This window comes from Pantoea sp. Acro-807 (assembly GCF_011752675.1).
Taxonomy (GTDB): domain Bacteria; phylum Pseudomonadota; class Gammaproteobacteria; order Enterobacterales; family Enterobacteriaceae; genus Pantoea; species Pantoea eucrina.
Window position 1 is genome coordinate 350,207 of sequence record NZ_VWXE01000004.1, and the last position, 19,442, is coordinate 369,648.

The window sequence follows — 19,442 nt, forward strand, 5'->3', positions numbered from 1 at the left end:
GTAATTTGATCGCGATTGAGTGCTACTGGTTTGATCCAGTGCGAAGGATGGTCAGGAAAATTTGCGCCTGTCAGACAAGTTTTGACTATTTTGAATAACAACGTGTTTGCCTCAGGCGCTGCGTCAGAAACTCAGCATCTTAACGAAACGGGTCAGGAAGTAATTAAATGTAATGTGTGATCAGGTAGACGGAAACTCCATTTGTAATCGATTACTTTATGCATATTCAAAAATGTAATCGATTACTTTAAAGTGTGAGGAGAGTATGACTACTACAGCAACAGGCAGGGAGGAGGCAATGGCACAACAGCGTTTACTGATCCCTCGCCTCTCATTGATGATGTTCATGCAGTTTTTTATCTGGGGAAGCTGGTCCGTTACGCTCGGGCTGGTGATGGCGCAGCATAATATGTCGTTGTTGATTGGTGATGCTTTTTCAGCAGGGCCGATAGCCTCGATCCTGTCTCCTTTTGTGCTGGGCATGCTCGTAGACCGGTTCTTTCCTTCGCAAAAAGTCATGGCGGTAATGAATCTTGCCGGCGCGGTGATCCTGTGGTTTATCCCGTCTGCGTTGGTGGCCGGGAACGGTGCGCTGCTCATCGCCCTGTTATTTGGTTATACGCTGTGCTTTATGCCCACCCTGGCGCTTGCCAATAACATTGCCTTTCACAGCCTGGCCCGCAGCGACAAAAGTTTTCCGGTGGTGCGCGTGTTCGGGACGATTGGCTGGATTGTGGCCGGCATCTTTATTGGGTTTGCCGGCATTTCTGCCAGCACGTCGATCTTCACCGTTGCGTCGGTCTGCTCTGTGGCACTCGCGATCTATAGCCTGACGCTACCCCATACCCCGGCACCCGCCAAAGGGTTACCGCTAAAGGTCCGCGATCTGTTCTGCGCGGATGCGTTTGCACTGCTTAAAATCCGGCACTTTTTTGTGTTCGCGCTGTGCGCCACCCTGATCTCTATTCCACTGGGCACATACTATGCCTATACCGCCTCATGGCTGGCAGACGCCGGCGTGTCAAATGTCAGCACCGCGATGTCCTTCGGTCAGATGTCTGAAATTTTCTTCATGCTGGTGATCCCATTACTGTTCCGCCGCCTCGGCGTGAAATACATGCTGCTGGTCGGGATGCTGGCATGGTTCGTGCGCTATGCGCTGTTTGCGATGGGTATGAACGATGAGGGCCGCGCGCTGATCTACCTGGGCATTCTGCTGCACGGTGTCTGCTACGACTTCTTTTTCGTGGTGGGGTTCATCTACACCGACAGGATCGCTGGCGAAAAGGTCAAGGGGCAGGCGCAGAGCATGGTAGTGATGTTCACCTACGGCATTGGCATGCTGCTGGGCTCACAGATTTCTGGCGCACTTTACAACAACCTGGTTGCCGGCCAGGGCACGGCAGAAAACTGGGCAACGTTCTGGTGGGTCCCGGCTATTGCAGCAGCGGCGATCGCCATTCTTTTCCTCTTCTCCTTTAAATACCGGGATGAAGCGGTTTGATTAACCGGAGGTGTACGTGAAAACGTTAAAAGGACCTGGCATTTTTCTTTCGCAGTTTATCGGACAACAGGCCCCGTTTAATTCGCTGGAGGGGCTGGCGAAATGGGCTGCAGACCTGGGATATCGGGCATTGCAGATCCCCTGTAATCATCCGGCCATTTTTGACCTTGAGCGTGCTGCAGCCAGCCAGTCCTATTGCGATGAGGTCACGACATTACTGGCAGGATACGGTCTGGAAATCAGCGAGCTTTCAACGCATCTGGAAGGACAGCTGATTGCGGTTCATCCTGCGCATGATGCGGCATTTGATGGCTTTGCGCCGGAACACGTACGCGGAGATAACGCAAAGCGCACGGCCTGGGCTATTGAGACGGTAAAAAAGGCTGCGGCGGCTTCGGCAAAGCTGGGGCTGCGCGCGCATGCAACCTTTTCCGGTTCGCTGGCGTGGCCCTATGTCTATCCCTGGCCGCCGCACAATCCGGCTCTGCTGGAAGAGGCGTTCGCCGAACTGGCGCGCCGCTGGCTGCCGGTTCTGGAAGAGTTTGATCGTCACGGCGTTGATCTCTGTTACGAGCTTCATCCGGGTGAAGACCTGCACGATGGCGTGACGTTTGACCGTTTTCTGGCGGCGGTGAATTATCATCCACGCTGCAACATCCTGTTCGATCCCAGCCATCTGTTGCTGCAGCATATCGACTATCTGCAGTTCATTGATATTTATCATCAGCGCATCAAAGCGTTTCACGTGAAAGACGCCGAGTATCTGCCTAACGGTCGCAGCGGCGTGTACGGCGGCTACCAGCGCTGGATCGATCGTGCCGGGCGTTTCCGCTCACCGGGCGACGGTCAGGTTGATTTCAAAGGGATCTTCAGCAAGCTGGCGCAGTACGACTACGACGGCTGGGCGGTGCTCGAGTGGGAGTGCTGCCTGAAAGAGAGCGACACCGGCGCACTTGAGGGAGCCGAATTTATTCAGCGCCACATTATTCCGGTTGCCGATCGCGCATTTGACGACTTCGCCGCACGACAACAGGATACCGCCGGGGTACGCGCCCAGCTGGGTCTGAAATAAGAGGGGATTTAAGTGATTAACACAGGGATTATCGGCACCGGTTTTATCGGACCGGCGCATATTGAGGCGTTACGCCGTCTCGGCAACATTAACGTGGTGGCCATCTGTGATACCAGCCAGAGCGCGGCCGAGGCGCGTGCAGCAGAGCTGAACGTGCCGCACGCCTACAGCGACGTCGCGGCGTTTTTACAGCATGAAGGGCTGCACGCTGTGCATAACTGTACGCCAAATCATCTCCATGCAGCAATAAACCGGCAAATCATCAGCGCCGGCAAACATGTTTTCTCTGAAAAGCCTCTGTGCATGACCATGGATGAAGCGCGTGAGCTGGTTGAGCTGGCTGAAAAGGCGGGCGTGGTAAACGGGGTCAGCTTTGTCTATCGCCAGTTTGCCATGGTACAGCAGGCAGCCAGTATGGTGCGCTACCAGCAGCTGGGGCGTTTGTTTTCGGCTCAGGGTAGCTACCTGCAGGACTGGATGCTGGAAGAGACCGACTATAACTGGCGCGTGGATGCAGAAAAGGGCGGCGCCTCGCGGGCCGTAGCGGATATCGGTTCGCACTGGTGCGATACCATTCAGTTTGTCACCGGACGTAAAATCGTGGAGGTGATGGCCGATTTATCGATAGTCTGGCCCACGCGCAAAGCCAGCCTGGCTGCCGCCGGCACTTTTGGCACGCAGAACGAGGAGGCACAATATGAGTCCCGCGAGGTCACCACAGAAGACATGGGCTTTGTGCTGTTCCGCTTTGATGACGGCAGTAAAGGGAGCTTTAGCGTCTCGCAGGTTTCAGCCGGTCGCAAAAATCGCCTCAGCCTGGAAGTGAATGGCAGCCAGGCGTCGCTGGCCTGGGATCAGGAAACGCCCCAGCAGCTGTGGCTGGGATACCGGCATAAGGCTAACCAGCTTTTGTCAGACGATCCTGCCCTGATGAATCCTGACGTGGCCCGCCGCGCACGTTTTCCCGGGGGACACATCGAAGGCTGGCCGGATGCGTTCCGCGCCATGATGCAGCAGTTTTATCAGGCAGTGGAGCAGGGAAGAGCGCCTGCTCCGCAGGATACCACCTATGCCACCTTTCGCGATGGTGCTCAGGTGATGGCGATCGTTGAAGCCATCGTGCAGAGTCACAGGGAACAACGCTGGGTCAGCGTTAATTGCTGATACACAACCCGGTCCGTCCTGCACAGACCGGGTTAACTTATTGTTCGCGCGGTTTTATGGTAGCCTGTGTGCTATATGTTTCGGTCCGGATCCTTCCATGTCCATTCAAAAAATCGCCCGTCTGGCGGGTGTTTCCGTTGCAACGGTGTCACGCGTATTAAACAACAGCGATACGGTTAAAGACGCCAACCGCGAAAAAGTGCTTCAGGCCATCAAAGCGAGTAATTATCAGCCTAACCTGCTGGCACGCCAGTTGCGCACCGCGCGCAGCTCAATGATTCTGGTTATGGTGTCCGACATTTCGAATCCGTTTTGTGCCGAGGTGGTCAAAGGCATCGAAGAAGAGGCAGAGAAGAACGGTTACCGCATTCTTCTGTGCAATTCCGGTTCGGACATTGAGCGCTCCCGTTCCAGCCTGCAGCTGCTGTCGGGGAAAATGGTTGACGGTATCATTACCATGGACGCTTTTAGCAAGCTGCCGGAGCTGAGCCATCTGATTGCTGATACGCCCTGGGTTCAGTGCGCAGAGTATGCTGATGCCGGTGACATATCCTGCGTCGGCATTAACGACAGCGAGGCATCACAGCAGGTGGTGGGTTATCTGGCGGATCAGGGTCGCAGACGTATAGCCCTGATAAATCACGATCTCAGCTATAAATATGCGCGCCTGCGCCAGCAGGGATATCTGTCTCAACTGGACGAGCACAATCTGGACTGGCAGGGCATCAGCTATGCCAGTGAACTGAGTTTCAGTGCAGGCAGGCAGGCAATGATGACTCTGCTTGCCGCTGATGAGATCCCTGATGCGGTATTTGCGGTATCAGACACGCTGGCAGCGGGTGCAATGGCGGCAATACAGGCCTCTGGTTATAGCGTGCCCGGTGACATAGCGGTAGCCGGGTTTGACGGCACTGAGCTGGCGGAGATGATCTCGCCGCCGCTGACCACGCTGGCACAGCCCTCGAGGGATATTGGCCGTGAAGCTTTCAGGCTGATTCAGCAGAAGATAGACCAGCCTGACTCCGCGGCGCAACGCGTCATTCTGCAGGGCCACCTGATTAAGCGAGCCAGCGCATAAACAATCTTAATGCGGCTGTTTTTGCAGTGCGGCCCGGAGGTTACGCAGTGACGTGCTGATAATGCTCCACGCGTCTTTTGGTTTGTCATGCTCAATGATAAACCACTTTACGCCGCTGTTTTTGGCTGCAGGCAGAATGGCTGACCAGTCCAGTAATCCCTCACCCAAGGGCGCAAAGTTCATTTCATCGTCCCGGATGCCGATTGAGGCATTGTCTTTAGCGTGAATGGCATAAACCCGTCCCGGATAGGCGTTGAGAAAACGAAGCGGATCCTGACCACCGCGCGATACCCAGGCTGCGTCCATCTCAAGTTTGAGATTATCCGGTGAAGAGTGATTCAGGATAATTTCCAGTGCCGTTACACCCCCATATTTTTTCATTTCAAAGTTATGATTGTGGTAAGCAAGTTGCAGGCGATCATGGCGCAGTTTTGCTCCCATCGCATCCAGACGTCTGGCAAAGTCGATCCAGCCCTGAGAACTGTCAGGACGATCCTGCGGCTCAATCCATGGGACAACGATAGTGCTATTGCCAACTGATTTATTAAAGGCGACCGTTTCGGCGTAATTTGTTTCCAGTGCTGAAAGCTGCACGTGCGCTGAGGTAACGGTAAGATCGTTCTTTTTCAGCAGGGAGCTTAACTGTTTAGCGCTGAGGTCGTGCGTTCCGACTATTTCTACGTGCTTAAACCCGGCATCATGCGCCATGGCAAATTGTTTTTCTGCCGGACCGGCATTGCGCAGGGTATACATCTGCAGAGCGATACTGTCATCCACATTCACTGCCAAAGCAGCAGTGGAAGTCATTGCTGTTGAAGCCAGAAGGCAGGTGCTAAAGACTAAGTGACGAAGCATAATTTTCCCGTTTCCAAAAAGTAATCGATTACAAAAGTAACGCAAAAAGTAATCGATTACTTTTAGAATGCGCAACGGATACAAAAATTTGTGACTGAACTCATATCTCTAAAGCAGGGTGCTCCTGGAAATTTGCGGCAGCGTGATTTTCCGGTATTTAAAATTGCGCGTCATCACATCGTTTTTATCCAGATTTTTCGGAGAATGGCAGGCCTTCCATCCATGTTCCTGAATCCACAGAATCTGAACAGGCCTTTCGGGGCCTGGTTATCTGGCAGAGCATTGCGTCTGCCTGCTCAGAAATAGTTCGATAGTGTGCCGCTGTACACCTGTATAACAGGCTCTATTTTACCTTCAGGCACTCTTTCGCCGCTAATCCTGTTAGCTTCAGGATGATAACCCGCTCAGTGAAACTTTTAATGCTTCAAGAAAAAGAGTTACGCGGCAGGGAAGATAGCGTTTAGTTGGCAATAGTGCCCAAATTGCCAGCATGTGTGGCTCTGCATCTTTCAGCGGTATTTCGATAAGCTCGCCTTTCGCCAGCTCCTGCTCAACATCAACTTTTGTCAGCTGAGCAATTCCGGCCCCTGCTTTACACATTGATCGTACACCCTCAACGCTATTACAGGTGAATCGTGGGTCAAAAACATAATTTATGGTTGCGGTATTCTGTATAAACGTCCATTGCGCCACCATTGCCGTTTTGAGACACCAGTGATCAGAAAGGTCTGCCAGAATTACAGGCTGGCCATATTGCGAAATATATTCTGGTGATGCACAAAGGATACGCGGGTTATTACTGAGTTTATGTGCAATCAGATTGGAATCTTTGAGTGGTGCCACTCTTATCGCTACGTCATAACCTTGCCCTACAATATCAACCACGTCATCGCTAAGGTTGAGATCGATTTTCAATTTTGGATTTTTTTTCATCAATTCCGGAAGCAGGGGCAGAATGTTGCGCCGGCCAATACCTGACGGAGCCGACATCTTTAGCAAGCCTGATGCCCCGGCAATTTCATTATTGAACATGACCCGGGCGCTTTGTTCCGCCTCGGTGATAGTTCTGGCGTAGGGAAGAAACTCTTCACCTTCACTGGTTAGCGACACAGCACGGGTTGTGCGCTGAAACAGCCGTACGCCCAGATCCTTTTCAAGCTGAGCAAGGTGCCGGGAAACGGTCATTGCGCTCATGCCCAGTCTTCGCGCAGCCCGGCTCAGGTTACAGGTTTCAGCAAGAACGATGAATAATTCAATATGCTTTACATTCATTATATCTGATTCCGTTATACAGTGATGCTTTAAGTCGCGTTTATATTCTCCTTCAGTCTCTATTATAATGGCATTCATTATAATTAACTGAGAGTATTTTCCATGCCACATACTTCACTGTTCGATACTGCTTCTATTGGAAATGTCATATTTAAAAACCGGATTATGGTCGCTCCCATGACGCGTATTTCCGCTTCGGAAAGCGGTGTGCCGGGAGAAAAGATGCTGAATTACTACACCCGGTTTGCGCGTGGTGGATTTGGCGCCCTGATTACTGAGGGTATCTATATCGATACGGCATGGTCGCAGACCTATGCGTTTCAGCCGGGCATAGTTAATGATGAGCAGATATCAGGCTGGAAACAGATTGTCAGGCATTCTCATAACGCCGGTGCGCGCATTATTGCTCAGCTGATCCATGCTGGCGCGCTGTCTCAGCACAATATTTATCGCCCTGGTACCGCGGCGCCTTCAGCCATAAAACCTAAAGGTCAGCAGCTGGAGTTCTATCATGGTTCTGGTGAGTACGGCATACCTGAGGCACTGGGTGAACAGCAGATTCAGGCAATTATCACCAGTTTTGCTGATAGCGCCGGGCGGGCCGTGAGCAAGGCCGGATTCGATGGAGTGGAGATTCATGCGGCTAATGGTTATCTGCTTGACCAGTTCCTGACAGATTATACCAATGCGCGCAGCGATGAATGGGGTGGGACACTCGAAAATCGTCTGGCTATTACGCTAAGCGTTATCCGCGCGGTGCGCAAAGAAATCGGTACGGATAGCGTGCTGGGCGTCAGAATTTCGCAGGGAAAAGTAAATGATTTTCATCATAAATGGAAAGAGGGTGAGAGCGGAGCCAGAACAATTTTTACTCTGCTTGCCGCAGCCGGCGTCGATTACATTCATATAACTGAATACAAATCGTGGTTGCCTGCGTTTGAAGATGGTCAGAGAAGTCTTGTTGAAATTGCGCGGGAAGCGGCTCCGGATACTGTGATTATCGCTAATGGCGGCCTTGATGATGGTAAGCTGGCAGAACAACTGCTCGGTATGGGCGCTGATTTTGTTGCTATCGGTAAGGCTGCGCTGGCTAATCCTGACTGGCCTCACAAAGTTGAGAGCAATTTACCGCTTGAGAGTCTGCCTGAGGATATTCTTTCGCCAGTTGCGGACATAAAGGAAAAAGAACAGATCTGATATTCAATCTGCGCAGGTGATATCAGAAGATAAATAGTGGATGACGGAACAAAGAAAACTATTTTTTTTGAGATGCATGGCATCTTTAAGCGTCCGTGAGCAGGTTGCCCCTGCTGAATGAGTAAACGTTCTGTCTGAAAAGTCCGGGTCTTATTACCAGGGAGGCCCGGACTGATATAAAACCTGCCTGTTCAGTTGATTAATATAAAATATCTTCATTGTATTTTTAACACGAGCTGGTTTTTTTGCGGCTCGCTTTAAATGATCTTATCGTGACCTGTCTCCAATAGATTGCGCGGAATTTAGCGCGGTAAAATCCCCTCTCTTTATCACTGTCTATACTGATTAATGCACTTCTGATTTCCCTGCATGGCTGCGTGCGGTTAATGGCCAGACGTCAGCTACCTCATCGATATTCCGGAGAACAATATGCATAAGAATAAAACGTTGAAAACAGTACTGGTTCTGTCAGCAGTTGTCGCCATGTTCAGCACAGCTGGCGTATATGCTCAGACGCCAGCCAGCACCGTGCAGGATGGTGCTGCAGGCCAGAGCGCAGCGGGCGGCAAACTGAGCGCCAGCGATGAAAAAGCGCTGAAGGATATGGCGCAGGCCAATATCAATGAAGTCGCTGCCGGCAAAATTGCGCTGACAAAAGCGGAAAGCAGCGAAGTGAAGGCCTATGCACAAAAAATGGTAGACGATCACAGCGCTGCGCTGACCAAAGTTCAGACAGTCGCCGGGCAAAAAGGCGTAACGCTGCCGACTGAACCGGATGCGAAGCACAAAACGATGGCCGCTCAGCTGGAAAAACAGAGCGGTGCCGCATTTGACAAGATGTATATGACTAACGCCGGCACGAAAGATCACAAGATGGTGCTGTCGACCCTGCAGAGTGACGCCAAAATGATTAAGGATCCCGATGTCAAAGCACTGGCTGACGCACACACGCCGGTTGTTGAAGAGCATCTGAAGTCTGCCGAACAGATGTCACAAGCCGGTAAATAACTATCTTGCGCGCTCCCGCAACCTGCGTTGATGGCGTTGCGGAAAAAAGCGCTGATGAGTGTCAGTTATGAAGAGCAGGCGCGGCGCTTATTCGTTAAGTCGCCGCCTGATATCCGCCTGGCTGCAGTCCCATGCTGACACTCACCTGCAGGCTATTGTGTTCACCATCTTTATTGGCCTGATTCTCTCATCGGCTTTCTCTGCGCTGGTGGTTTACGCTCAGTAAATTGTCCCGGGTCGTGCAGGGAGGGTCACCGGGCTCATATTTGGCGTCAACGGGCTCGCCGCCGCCGGTCCTGGCAAGATGGCAGATATATACGGCATTGAGTGGGTTTATGGCCTGTGTGCTTTCCTGCCGCTGCTGGGCTGTTTATGCCGGATAAAAAGCGCAGCCGGTAATACCCTATAAGCGAGATTGCTGACAAAGGGACAAACCGGGCTATTACCCGGTTTTATCGTTGGTATAACCGCTCGCACGCGGCATATCTACTGGCGGGTATGGCTGACGGACCAGATGAGATAAAACAATTAACGTCCTGTTCACACATCCTGTTCGCGCAACGTTTTACCAACATTGCCACCCGGATGAACGTTCAGCAGCCGCTTCTGATCGAAGCCGTTACGCAGCATAATGTTGCCGCACAGCGCATCAAACACCGCCAGCACCAGCACAATAGAGGTAGTGGCTAACATATTAAGCGGGTCGATTTCACGCTGGATATGTGTTTTAACCACCAGCGTGGCGGCGCGGGCAATGGCTGAGTCCGGGTTCTCCGTCACGCTAATAATCGTCACGCCTTTGGTTTTAAGCGTCGGTAGCAGGCGCGTCAGTTCTTCAGAGTTGCCGCCTCGCGATATCAGGATCATCAGGTCGTTGCTGCGCATGAAGCCCAGATCGCCATGGGCCGCATCGGTAGCGCTGAGATACACTGCCGGCTGCTCGACGCATGCCAGCATGTGGGCGATTTTTCGGGCGGCGATGCCCGAGGTGCCAACGCCCGTCACGGCAATTTTTCCCTTGCAGCCGGTGATCAGCATCAGCAGCTGCTGCCAGGTCGCGGCATTGAGATGAAGCTGCAGCGCCAGTAACTCCTGACTGTAGGTCTGCCAGCCCTGACACGCCAGGGCAAATTCTTCATCCGCATTCATTGCGTTTCCCCCTGCATCAGATGCCGGTATTTCATACTGTCGTGATACATCTCATGGAAGACGCGATACTTACGATCGTAATACTCTTTGATTTTGTTTGTCTGTGGCGTGATGGTCTTACCAATGCGGCTCATGGCAGCCATCGCTTCTGGCAACGATTCATAAGCGCCCGCCGCGACGGTGCCCATCATTGCGCTGCCAAGCAGCATCGCTTCACTCTCTTCCGGCAACAGCATCGCGCAGCCCGTCGCATTGGAATGCTCCTGCACAAAGATTGGGTTTTTGATGCCGCCACCACACGCCATCATAGTATCAATGCAGTAACCATTCTGGTTCATGGTTTCAATAATGTGGCGAGTGCCAAGCGCCAGCGCCTGAATGGTGGCGAGGTAATGCAGCGCCATGTCTTCCGGCGTACGTGATAATTTCAGGCCCGTCAGCGTGCCAGTCAGCGTCGGGTTGGCGCGCGGTGAGCGATTGCCGTGAAAATAGGGCAGCATATGAATGTCTTTAGTCAGAAACGCAATATTCTCTGATTCGCCCGCCATGCTGCGCAGAATGCCGTTGAGAACCTCATAGATGTTTTTACCGCTGTCTTTACCCTGTTTAAGCAGATCCTGATAGCAGGGATGCGACTGAATCACATGATCAATCAACGCGCCGGTAGTGGATTGTCCGCCTTCATTCAACCAGTAATCCGGCAGAATTGCCGAATAATACGGCCCCCAGATGCCGCCGATATAGCGCGCGCTACGCGACATCGCCATATGCGCCGTAGATGTGCCGCCAATGAGTGCGATGCGGTTGTCAAAATCCGCTGATTCGCCGGATACACCACTGGCGCCAAGAATGCCAAGACTGCCTGCGTGAGCATCAATAATCGAGACGCTGACTGCGGTACCCGCTATCAGTCCCATCTCTGCGGCAGCGCGCTGTGTCAGCCCATGCCCCAGCGGCTCACCCATAGCTTTCACTTCGCTACCGATTTTTGATGCGTTGTTTTCCAGCAAATCGTCCAGACCGATCTGACGAAAATAGCCGGGATCCCAGCGGTCTTCGTGACCGATATATGTCCATTTGCAGACGGTGGAACATAACGAGCGCGTGGGGTCCTGCGTGGCGCGCCAGGTAAGAAAATCAGGCAGGTCGAACAGATGTCCGACGTTGCTCCAGGTGGTCGGCATGTGCTGTTTTAGCCAGAGCAGTTTGGGTGTCTGCATCTCCGGAGAGATAATCCCGCCGACAAACTCCAGTACGCGATGGCCGGTGGCATTGATGCGTTCTGCCTGAGTGATGGCGCGATGATCCATCCATACAATAATATTTTGTTCACTGCGTCCTGATGGGCTGACAGTCAGGGGATTGCCCTCTTTATCCAGCACCACCAGCGAGCAGGTCGCGTCAAAACCGATGCCTTTCACCTGAATCGGGTTAATATCCGCCTGACTGACTACGTCTCTTACCGCGTTACAAACGGCCTGCCAGATCTCGTCGGAAGATTGCTCAACAAAATCGGCTTTCGGGCGGTATAATGTGATCTCACGGCTGGCCTGACCGAGCATACGACCACTCATATCGAAAACCCCTGCGCGGGCGCTGCCGGTTCCTACGTCTACGCCGATAAAATAACTCGCCATGTTCTTTCCTTTTTTTAGAAAGCTTTCGCTTATGATTTTCTGTTTTGCAGAGCGATAAACAGGATCAGAACGCATCCCCACAGCGCCATGGTCAGGTAACTGCTGACGCCCATCAGATTCAGGCCGCTCTCCAGCATTTGCAGAACGATTAGCGCCAGCACCAGCCCGAGGACCCGGCCAAAACCGCCGTCAGGGTTAATTCCGCCGAGCACAGAGGCCAGAATGGTCACCAGTAAATAGGCATCGCCGTAACCCGCTTTCGCCGAGTTAAATTTGGACATCATCAGCAGTGCTGCACCCCATCCGAGCAGCGCCGAAAGCACGTACACTGCGATGGTGACTTTGTGCGTATTAACACCGCTAAAGCGCGTAGCCTGTTCATTGGAGCCCATCAGATACAGGCTGCGACCCAGCGTGGTATGTTCCAGCAGGACCCACAGCAGCAGTGCTACCAGCAGGAATAACAGCAGCGCAACCGGAATGCCCATCAGGCTACCGTTACTGAGATACTGAATGGCCGCTGGAAAACCGGAAAGCACTGTGCCGTTGGTCAGCAGAATATTCAGCCCGGCGATAAGTGTCATAGTACCGAGCGTCGCCAGAATCGGCGAAACGCCGATATATGCGATTAGCGCACCATTGAGCACGCCAATGACTACCGCTACGGCCAGTCCGGCGAGCATCGCCAGTGCGAAATAGTGCGGCTGGTCAGGGTGGGCCACCAGAATGGCCGCCATCACCAGCGAACAGGCATTGGCACCGGCAATGATCGAAAGGTTGATACCGCCGGTAAGCATGGTAATGCCCATCCCCAGCGCCAGCATGCCCAGAATCGGTAACTGTGAAGCGATTGACTGGAAATTGCCGACGCTGTAGAAGCTGCCGCCCAGCGTGAACGAAAACAGTACGGCAACGGCTACGATAATCAGTAACTGCAAACGAATGATGCGGTCGCCGGGGAAGAGTCGGTTTATGGTTGTCATGTCACATTCCCTTTGCCAGTTTGCGTTTTTCATTCCACGCGGTGCTGCTGATGCTGACCAGAATGATTGCGCCGCTGAATACCTGATGCCAGTAAGCTGAAATGCTGAGTAAGGTCAAACCATTCTGCAGGAAGGCCAGCAGCATCACGCCCAGAATGGTGCCGGTCAGCGAACCACGCCCGCCGGTCATGCTGGTACCGCCTAAAACTACAGCGGCAAGGACCGTCAGCTCATAACCGAGCAGGGAGTTAGGCGCGACTGACTGAGTGATTTGCGCCTGCACCACGGCAGCAATTCCCGCCAGCAAACCCATAAAACCGTAGACGTAGAAATGCAGCCGCAAAATATTCAGACCAAGACGCGAAGCAGCATCACGATTGCTGCCCATAGCGTAAATCTGGCGACCCACGCGGGTCCGGTTCATCAGTACCCCGGTGGCGATGATCACCCCCAGCAGGCTGAGAAGCGGCAGAGTGAGGCCATAGTCGTAGCCGTCGGCGGCGGTGAAGGAGAACCAGTTAATGCCGTTCATAAACCAGTCGGGGAAACCGTACAGCCAGGTGCCGTTAGTGAGATACACCAGCAAACCGTAGAACAGGTTCAGTGTGGCGATGGTGATGATGATGGCCGGCACGCGCAGCCAGTAAACCAGAAAACCGTTGACCAGCCCAAGTAGCAAACCGGTACCCATCGACAGAGCAAATGCCAGTGGGAAGCTGCCACCGTGATGGATGATGTAACTCGCCATAACGTATTGGCCGATGGAGGTTACGGCCGGGAAGGAGATGTCGATACCTCCGGCGATCAGCACCACAAACAGACCGCAGGCCAGAATGCCGAGAATGGCGTAGCTGGTGGCGACGTCCGTCAGGTTACCCAGCGTCATAAATTCGCTGGTGCGGACGCTCAGACCAATCACCAACAGCAGAACCAGTAATCCCAGCCAGAATTCGTGCTGTGAAAACAGTTTTGAGAGCGATTTATTACCCATTAATCACCTCCGCAATCTGCGCTTCGCTGCTCTGATGCGGCGCAAATTCCGCTACCAGTTTACCTTTGCGCATTACCAGCACGCGATGGCTGTTGTAATACGCTTCCGGGATCTCATCGCAAATCATCAGCACCGCCATGCCGGACTCCGCCAGATCGCGTGCGATGCGGTAAATTCCCTCTTTGTTGGCAATATCCACACCGACCGTCGGCGAATCGAGGATCAGGATACGTGGCTGCGTCGCCACCCATTTGGCGATGGCGATACGCTGTGCATTACCGCCGGAAAGCGTCTTCACGGGTAAACTGCTGTCCGAAACTTTAATGTTCAGATCGCGGATCAGCTCTTTTACTACCAGGGCGGCTTTGTGATGATCCATCAATCCTGCGCGGGTATGCAGCTTGTCGAAAATGGATACCAGCGTGTTATCGTAAATGGATTGCTCCATTATCAGCCCCTGCGTCAAACGGTCTTCTGACACATAGGCAATACCGTGCCGGATAGCATCGCGGTTAGAGTGGAATTTCACCGTATTACCGTTGATGCGGATCTCGCCGCTGTCTGGTTGACTCATGCCAAACAGACTCAGGCAGAGTTCCGTACGCCCTGAACCGAGCAGACCAACAATCGATGCGATCTCGCCCTGGTGCAGCGACAGCGAGATATCATGATACTGACCCTTGCGGCTCAGATGGCTGATCTCCAGTAACGGCGTAACTTCGGCAGGTGCCCGGTGCGGCAGGTGGCTGTAGGTAAAGCGCTGACCGGTCATCAGGAACGCCAGCTCGTTGCTGTCGAGTTCGCTCGCCGGCCAGGTGCCGACCAGTTTGCCGTCGCGCATCACGCTGATACGGTCAGCCACTTCCATTACTTCATCCAGACGGTGGCTGACAAACACCACGCAGATACCGGCGGCTTTCAGCTCACTTACTACCCGCAGCAGGCCATTGACCTCGGTTCGGGTCAGTGAGGCCGTGGGTTCATCCATGATCACCAGCGTGGCATCAGCGGCGATGGCGCGGCATATTGCCACTAACTGGCGGTCGGCGATTGAAAGCTTTTCTACTTTACGATCCGGATCCAGAGAAACGCCGACCCGTTGCATCGCCGCCACAGCCTTTTTGCGCATTGACTCACGATGTACCCAAAAATCACCGCCCGGGAGATAACGGTTAATAGCAATATTTTCGGCTACCGATAAATTTGGAAAGAGGGACAGATCCTGATAAATAACCTGAATACCGTACCAGGAAGAGAGCTGCGGCGTCAGGGTATGAAATAGTTTTCCGTCCAGCGTAATCGTCGCACCTTTTTCCGGCTGATAGACGCCGGAAATAACTTTAATTATCGTGCTTTTACCACAGCCATTCTGACCGGCCAGACAATGTACTTCGCCTTTATTAAGCGTCAGGCTGACATTATCCAGTGCTAATACGCCGGGGAATTTTTTACTGATCTTCTCAAGGCTGATAAAGGCTTCAGCAGGGGCAGGGGGCGCGTTGAGCATATCCATCACAGGTCCTTAAGCATACCGGTTATATTCGGGCTGGGGCTTTGGCTGCACTTACTCCTGCGGATCACTGACGGATGTGATCGCAGGAATTAATGCACACCCAATCCGGGTTATACAGGATATAGGTTTTCAATCTCTCAGTAGAAATTCAGATACAGCACAGCATACAACGCCGTATCTGTTTCTATTTGCCTGGTGTAGCGCGGGAGATAATATATCTCCGGAAAATAAAATAATTAAAATGGCCCATCAGAAGCCAAGTGATTTCGCATTCTCTGGTGTGACTTCAAGAATTTTATTAAAGCGGATCACTTTTTTGTCCATATCTACATCGGCTTTGCCCAATTTTTCAATACTCAGCTCTTTAGTCACCTCTTTACCCTGAAGCAGCTGATCGGCAACTGTCACCAGGGCGTAACCGGCATCTTTCGGATCCCACAGCAGAACTTTCTTAATATCACCGCGCATCAGGTAAGGAGCCGCCTGGCCTGGCATAGCGATACCGACAACTGCAATTTTGTTTTTTGCACGTTTCTGCTGAACAGCCTGACCGGCACCGATAGGACCGAGCGAGCCGAAACCGATAATCCCCTTCAGGTCAGGGTAGGTTTTCATTAAATCCAGCGTGGTGGAGTATGACTTATCAATATTTTCGGCCACCGGCAGACGTGAAGTCACTTCATGCATGTCCGGATACTTCTCTTTCTGATATTTAATCGCAGCATCCGCCCACGCATTGTGCAATGGCACGGTCAGAGAGCCGACATAAATGGCGTAACCCCCTTTGCCACCCATATCTTTTGCCAGCTCATCCATGTTGGCCTGAGCATATTTCTGGCTGTCGATGGTTTCGACATCCCACTGGCCAATTTGCTGATCCGGCGATTCATGCGTTAATACCACGATGCCCTGATCGCGGGCTTTTTTCAGCACCGGTTCCAGCACTTTAGCGTCATTGGGTACCACAATGATTGCGTTAACTTTTTTAGCGATCAAATCTTCAATAACTTTGACCTGCTGGGCCGGATCCGGGGTAGACGCACCGACCTGGTATGCGTTGACATCCAGTTTCTGCGCGGCTTCTTTTACGCCGACCTCCATACGGGTAAACCAGGGAATGCCCGTAACTTTGGCAACGACGGCGATATCGTAAGGTTTGGCGGCAAATGAAGGTGTTGTAAATAACATGCATGCTGAAACCACACATGCACTGACTAATGCGAGGTTAAATTTCATTTCGGTACCTTTCTTATGAGGTTCTGATAAAGGGGACAGGCGACAGCTTTCACATCCACGTTCTGAGATTAACGTAAGGGGGTATCGCTTTTCGCTCGCCCTTGAGCGAAATGTGAGCAATGCCCACATTTGTTAAATTTAATGGTTTTTTATGTAAAAAATAAGTTATAAAAATCCGTTTTGAGTCGGGTTGCTATTCTACGGGGCCGAAAACCTGCATTTTATTAACATAAATTAATCAATATATTAACAATAAATTAACTTAACGGACCATCGGCGGTGTTTTTATCATCATTCTGGTAGCGGCTATGCTTTTTATTTGAACAGAGTGTGAACAGGGTCACGAAGGCAGCGGGCAGACCCCGGTTTCGCCTTGCGGCAAACCGGGAAGCGACGTAAACCGTCCGGTTGTGGCGCTAAGCGGACTGACATCGGGCTGATGTCCGCTATGGGCGAGAAGCGGACATCATGACGGTGTGAGGTGTGTATTAAGGTATTTACTTTTTCATACAGTGATTATCACCTGACATATCATATCATCTCATCGATCAGTATCAATCCTGGACAAAGTAGTGGTGCGTCATATGTTTATCGCGTTAGTCTGACCGCCTGGAAGGACCATAAGCAAGAAGCGTTGTATGGAAATTATTTTAATGCGTCATGGAAAGCCCGCTTTTACAGGCTCTGCGAAAGTAACGAGCCGTGAAATGTCCAACTGGATTGCAGATTATGATCGTTCTGATACAGGAGAAGATATACCGCCTGAGTCCAGTGAATCATTGGCGTTCAGCGCATCGCAAATCCTCAGTATCCCTCTTCCCAGAGCACTTTCTTCCCTGAAAGCATTAGACCTTGAACCGGATGTCATTGATGAGGTTTTCAGGGAAGCAGATCTGCCGGTATTTCCTATGCCCGGTTTCAGGCTATCACCGACCGTATGGGCTGTTTTTTTCCGCGTCATGTGGTTATGCGGCATATCCCGTGACGTAGAGCGCGTCGGAACAGCAAAGAAACGTGCTATTCAGGCTGCGGGTATCCTTGCAGCGTTTGCAAAAAGATCTGACGGTCCCGTGCTGCTTATGGGACATGGAGTAATGAATCGGCTAATTGCAAGGGAACTGAGGTCATTGGGTTTTAAAGAATATCGTTGTCAGGGTAGTGGTTACTGGAACGCAAGTAGCTACAGGCTTCAGTAAGTAAATATGGAAAGGGCATATCTGGCCTGTTCAGACATTGGAAATGAGTCGTTTCGTTTCCGGCACACAACAAACAGATACAACCGCTACGGTTCGTTTTGATTGAAAATTATACTATCAGTCGTTGTGCTGCTTGTCTGGGGACATGTATGCTTTCTGCCCCTTCTGAATGTTAAGAAACACATATGCTCTCTACGTCAGGATCACCTTCCTGATGCCTTAGCACGCGCTATACCTGCATATGCACGCTCAGAATCCGCAACCACAAAGATAACCTGCATCGTCATTTTTACGGCCGGACCGGTGAGAGCTGCTCTACCCAACGCCGGGCCGTGACCGCGTAGTTCTGACATAGAAATCAGCTCAACGGTTTTTCTGTTCTCCGGAGCACGTCGTCCAGGGTGTCTAAGCATACAGGAATAGAATCTTTTCTGACTGCAACAGCAGTACCCGGGTCCGGACAGTAGTATGTTCAATTAAGCCATTCAGATATGTTTGCTCACAGCGAACATTCAGGTTTTCTATAATTGATATTGGTTTACGATGCAGTCGCGCACAGCAGGTAATTGTATGATAAAAAAAGCAGATCACGTCGGATTTTCAGTCAGAAGCATTGAAGAGTCATTATTTTTCTGGACTGATATTCTTGGCGCAAAGTTATTACGCGAAGGAAAAATGTCTGGGCCTATCATTGATGAAGTGACAGGCGCAAGGGGCGCTGATGTGCGAATGGCGTTGCTTGAACTGGCTGGCATCAAAATTGAATTACTGCAATACGATAACATCAAACAGCCAGAAGAACCTTCAGTACCTTATATCCCTGGCTATGCTCACCTTGCATTTATAGTTGAGGATATTGATACGCTCTTGAGTAAAGCATCTGAGTATGGCTGGAAGACACCAGGTAAACCTCAGACAATCTTATCAGGCCCCATGCAGGGAACCAGAGTAATCTATTTACAAAGCCCCGATGGACAGACACTAGAGTTGATGGAGCAGGGTCAATAAAGTCCACATCGTGTCACCGCGTACTGGTATGACGCACATGCAGGCGGTCGCCGGGCCAGGCATCATTCTGCAGCGCGACGGCCGGAGCTGCTGAACAGGGCTGGACTATTCAAGGTCAATCACACGCAGTCCTGACCAGCACCGCTCTCCGGCACCGGTTATCAGCACGACGGGCGCCTCACTGAAGCTGCTCAGCAGGGTGCATACCCGGCTCATTAAATCCGTAATCTTTTCAGAACCCACGTAGACGAACTCGTCCGTCGGCAGGGCATACGTGAACCCCCGCCTGCAGACGACGCTTCGTGAAAAACCGTTCTCAAGCATGGCAAACATCAGCTCAATGTGCGCTTTTTCGGTCTGCTCCTTTAGCTCAATCCGGACTGTATAACTGGCCATAGCGATACCTGACAGATGTGTAATTTAAGATAACTTAAATTATAGGTGTTTCTGAACAAATAACGGGCAATTGAGATATGTCCTAAGCAAATGCGCTTACTGTTCTGAGCCCCGTCCCGATCAACTCCGGGAGAACTCAGCCCGCTGCGTACCTTAACGTCCGCAAAGAGCGAACAGCAGACG

General features: G+C 51.8%; 17 protein-coding genes and 1 pseudogene. 9 read left to right on the forward strand and 9 right to left on the reverse strand.

Features of this window, described 5'->3' with window-relative positions; genetic code table 11:
* Positions 1-265 precede the first annotated feature (265 nt).
* The 4 genes from F3J39_RS12395 to F3J39_RS12410 all read left to right on the forward strand — a co-directional run bounded on the left by F3J39_RS12395 (position 266) and on the right by F3J39_RS12410 (position 4,818).
* A complete protein-coding gene (locus tag F3J39_RS12395) occupies positions 266-1,504 on the forward strand; it encodes an MFS transporter (RefSeq protein WP_104085728.1) in 1,239 nt (412 codons plus the stop codon).
* Between the two features lie 16 nt (positions 1,505-1,520).
* A complete protein-coding gene (locus tag F3J39_RS12400; RefSeq protein WP_071668171.1) occupies positions 1,521-2,576 on the forward strand; it encodes a sugar phosphate isomerase/epimerase in 1,056 nt (351 codons plus the stop codon).
* Positions 2,577-2,588: 12 nt separating this feature from the next.
* Complete coding sequence (locus F3J39_RS12405; protein WP_108569773.1) at positions 2,589-3,740, forward strand: Gfo/Idh/MocA family oxidoreductase; 1,152 nt, start codon at positions 2,589-2,591, stop codon at positions 3,738-3,740.
* Between the two features lie 97 nt (positions 3,741-3,837).
* Positions 3,838-4,818: a LacI family DNA-binding transcriptional regulator gene (locus tag F3J39_RS12410; RefSeq protein ID WP_071668173.1), complete on the forward strand. Its 981-nt coding sequence runs from the start codon at positions 3,838-3,840 to the stop codon at positions 4,816-4,818.
* Positions 4,819-4,824: 6 nt separating this feature from the next.
* On the opposite strand, the gene F3J39_RS12415 is transcribed toward F3J39_RS12410, so the two are convergent.
* Complete coding sequence (locus F3J39_RS12415) at positions 4,825-5,757, reverse strand: sugar phosphate isomerase/epimerase (protein ID WP_247648256.1); 933 nt, start codon at positions 5,755-5,757, stop codon at positions 4,825-4,827.
* A 303-nt stretch (positions 5,758-6,060) separates the two neighbouring features.
* Positions 6,061-6,945, reverse strand: a complete 885-nt coding sequence (locus tag F3J39_RS12420) for a LysR family transcriptional regulator (RefSeq protein WP_071668195.1) — start codon at positions 6,943-6,945, stop codon at positions 6,061-6,063.
* 102 nt (positions 6,946-7,047) lie between these two features.
* Here F3J39_RS12420 and F3J39_RS12425 point away from each other — a divergent pair, with 102 nt between their 5' ends.
* The 3 genes and pseudogenes from F3J39_RS12425 to F3J39_RS18985 all read left to right on the forward strand — a co-directional run.
* Positions 7,048-8,142: an NADH:flavin oxidoreductase gene (locus tag F3J39_RS12425; protein ID WP_104085724.1), complete on the forward strand. Its 1,095-nt coding sequence runs from the start codon at positions 7,048-7,050 to the stop codon at positions 8,140-8,142.
* 429 nt (positions 8,143-8,571) lie between these two features.
* Positions 8,572-9,150 carry a DUF4142 domain-containing protein gene (locus F3J39_RS12430; RefSeq protein ID WP_071668176.1) on the forward strand — a complete coding sequence of 193 codons (579 nt, stop codon included), beginning with the start codon at positions 8,572-8,574 and terminating at the stop codon, positions 9,148-9,150.
* Between the two features lie 157 nt (positions 9,151-9,307).
* Positions 9,308-9,549: pseudogene (locus F3J39_RS18985) on the forward strand (MFS transporter); the annotation flags it as partial.
* Between the two features lie 141 nt (positions 9,550-9,690).
* Here the strand turns inward: F3J39_RS18985 and F3J39_RS12440 are convergent.
* From F3J39_RS12440 to F3J39_RS12465, 6 genes are all read right to left on the reverse strand, one after another.
* Positions 9,691-10,299: an SIS domain-containing protein gene (locus F3J39_RS12440; protein ID WP_071668178.1), complete on the reverse strand. Its 609-nt coding sequence runs from the start codon at positions 10,297-10,299 to the stop codon at positions 9,691-9,693.
* The gene (locus F3J39_RS12445; RefSeq protein ID WP_071668179.1) at positions 10,296-11,936 is read right to left on the reverse strand and encodes an FGGY-family carbohydrate kinase; all 1,641 of its coding nucleotides are present in this window, start codon (positions 11,934-11,936) and stop codon (positions 10,296-10,298) included. Before F3J39_RS12445 ends, F3J39_RS12440 begins: the two co-directional genes overlap by 4 nt.
* A gap of 29 nt (positions 11,937-11,965) precedes the next feature.
* Positions 11,966-12,919, reverse strand: coding sequence for an ABC transporter permease (locus tag F3J39_RS12450; RefSeq protein WP_071668180.1), 954 nt, complete (start codon positions 12,917-12,919; stop codon positions 11,966-11,968).
* A gap of 1 nt (position 12,920) precedes the next feature.
* A complete protein-coding gene (locus tag F3J39_RS12455; protein WP_104085723.1) occupies positions 12,921-13,910 on the reverse strand; it encodes an ABC transporter permease in 990 nt (329 codons plus the stop codon).
* On the reverse strand, positions 13,903-15,423 hold the full coding sequence (locus F3J39_RS12460; protein ID WP_104085722.1) for a sugar ABC transporter ATP-binding protein: 1,521 nt from the start codon (positions 15,421-15,423) through the stop codon (positions 13,903-13,905). Before F3J39_RS12460 ends, F3J39_RS12455 begins: the two co-directional genes overlap by 8 nt.
* 249 nt (positions 15,424-15,672) lie before the next feature.
* The gene (locus tag F3J39_RS12465; RefSeq protein WP_065647618.1) at positions 15,673-16,659 is read right to left on the reverse strand and encodes an autoinducer 2 ABC transporter substrate-binding protein; all 987 of its coding nucleotides are present in this window, start codon (positions 16,657-16,659) and stop codon (positions 15,673-15,675) included.
* Positions 16,660-17,297: 638 nt separating this feature from the next.
* Between F3J39_RS12465 and F3J39_RS12470 the strand changes: the two genes are divergently transcribed.
* Together F3J39_RS12470 and F3J39_RS12475 are read left to right on the forward strand one after the other, a co-directional pair.
* Positions 17,298-17,855 (forward strand): histidine phosphatase family protein, encoded by a 558-nt coding sequence (locus F3J39_RS12470; protein WP_233207435.1) that lies wholly within the window; start codon positions 17,298-17,300, stop codon positions 17,853-17,855.
* A 570-nt stretch (positions 17,856-18,425) separates the two neighbouring features.
* A complete protein-coding gene (locus F3J39_RS12475; RefSeq protein WP_108569767.1) occupies positions 18,426-18,863 on the forward strand; it encodes a VOC family protein in 438 nt (145 codons plus the stop codon).
* A gap of 105 nt (positions 18,864-18,968) precedes the next feature.
* On the opposite strand, the gene F3J39_RS12480 is transcribed toward F3J39_RS12475, so the two are convergent.
* Entirely contained in the window at positions 18,969-19,259 is a 291-nt protein-coding gene (locus tag F3J39_RS12480) for a hypothetical protein (protein WP_104085721.1), read from the reverse strand.
* Positions 19,260-19,442 lie beyond the last annotated feature (183 nt).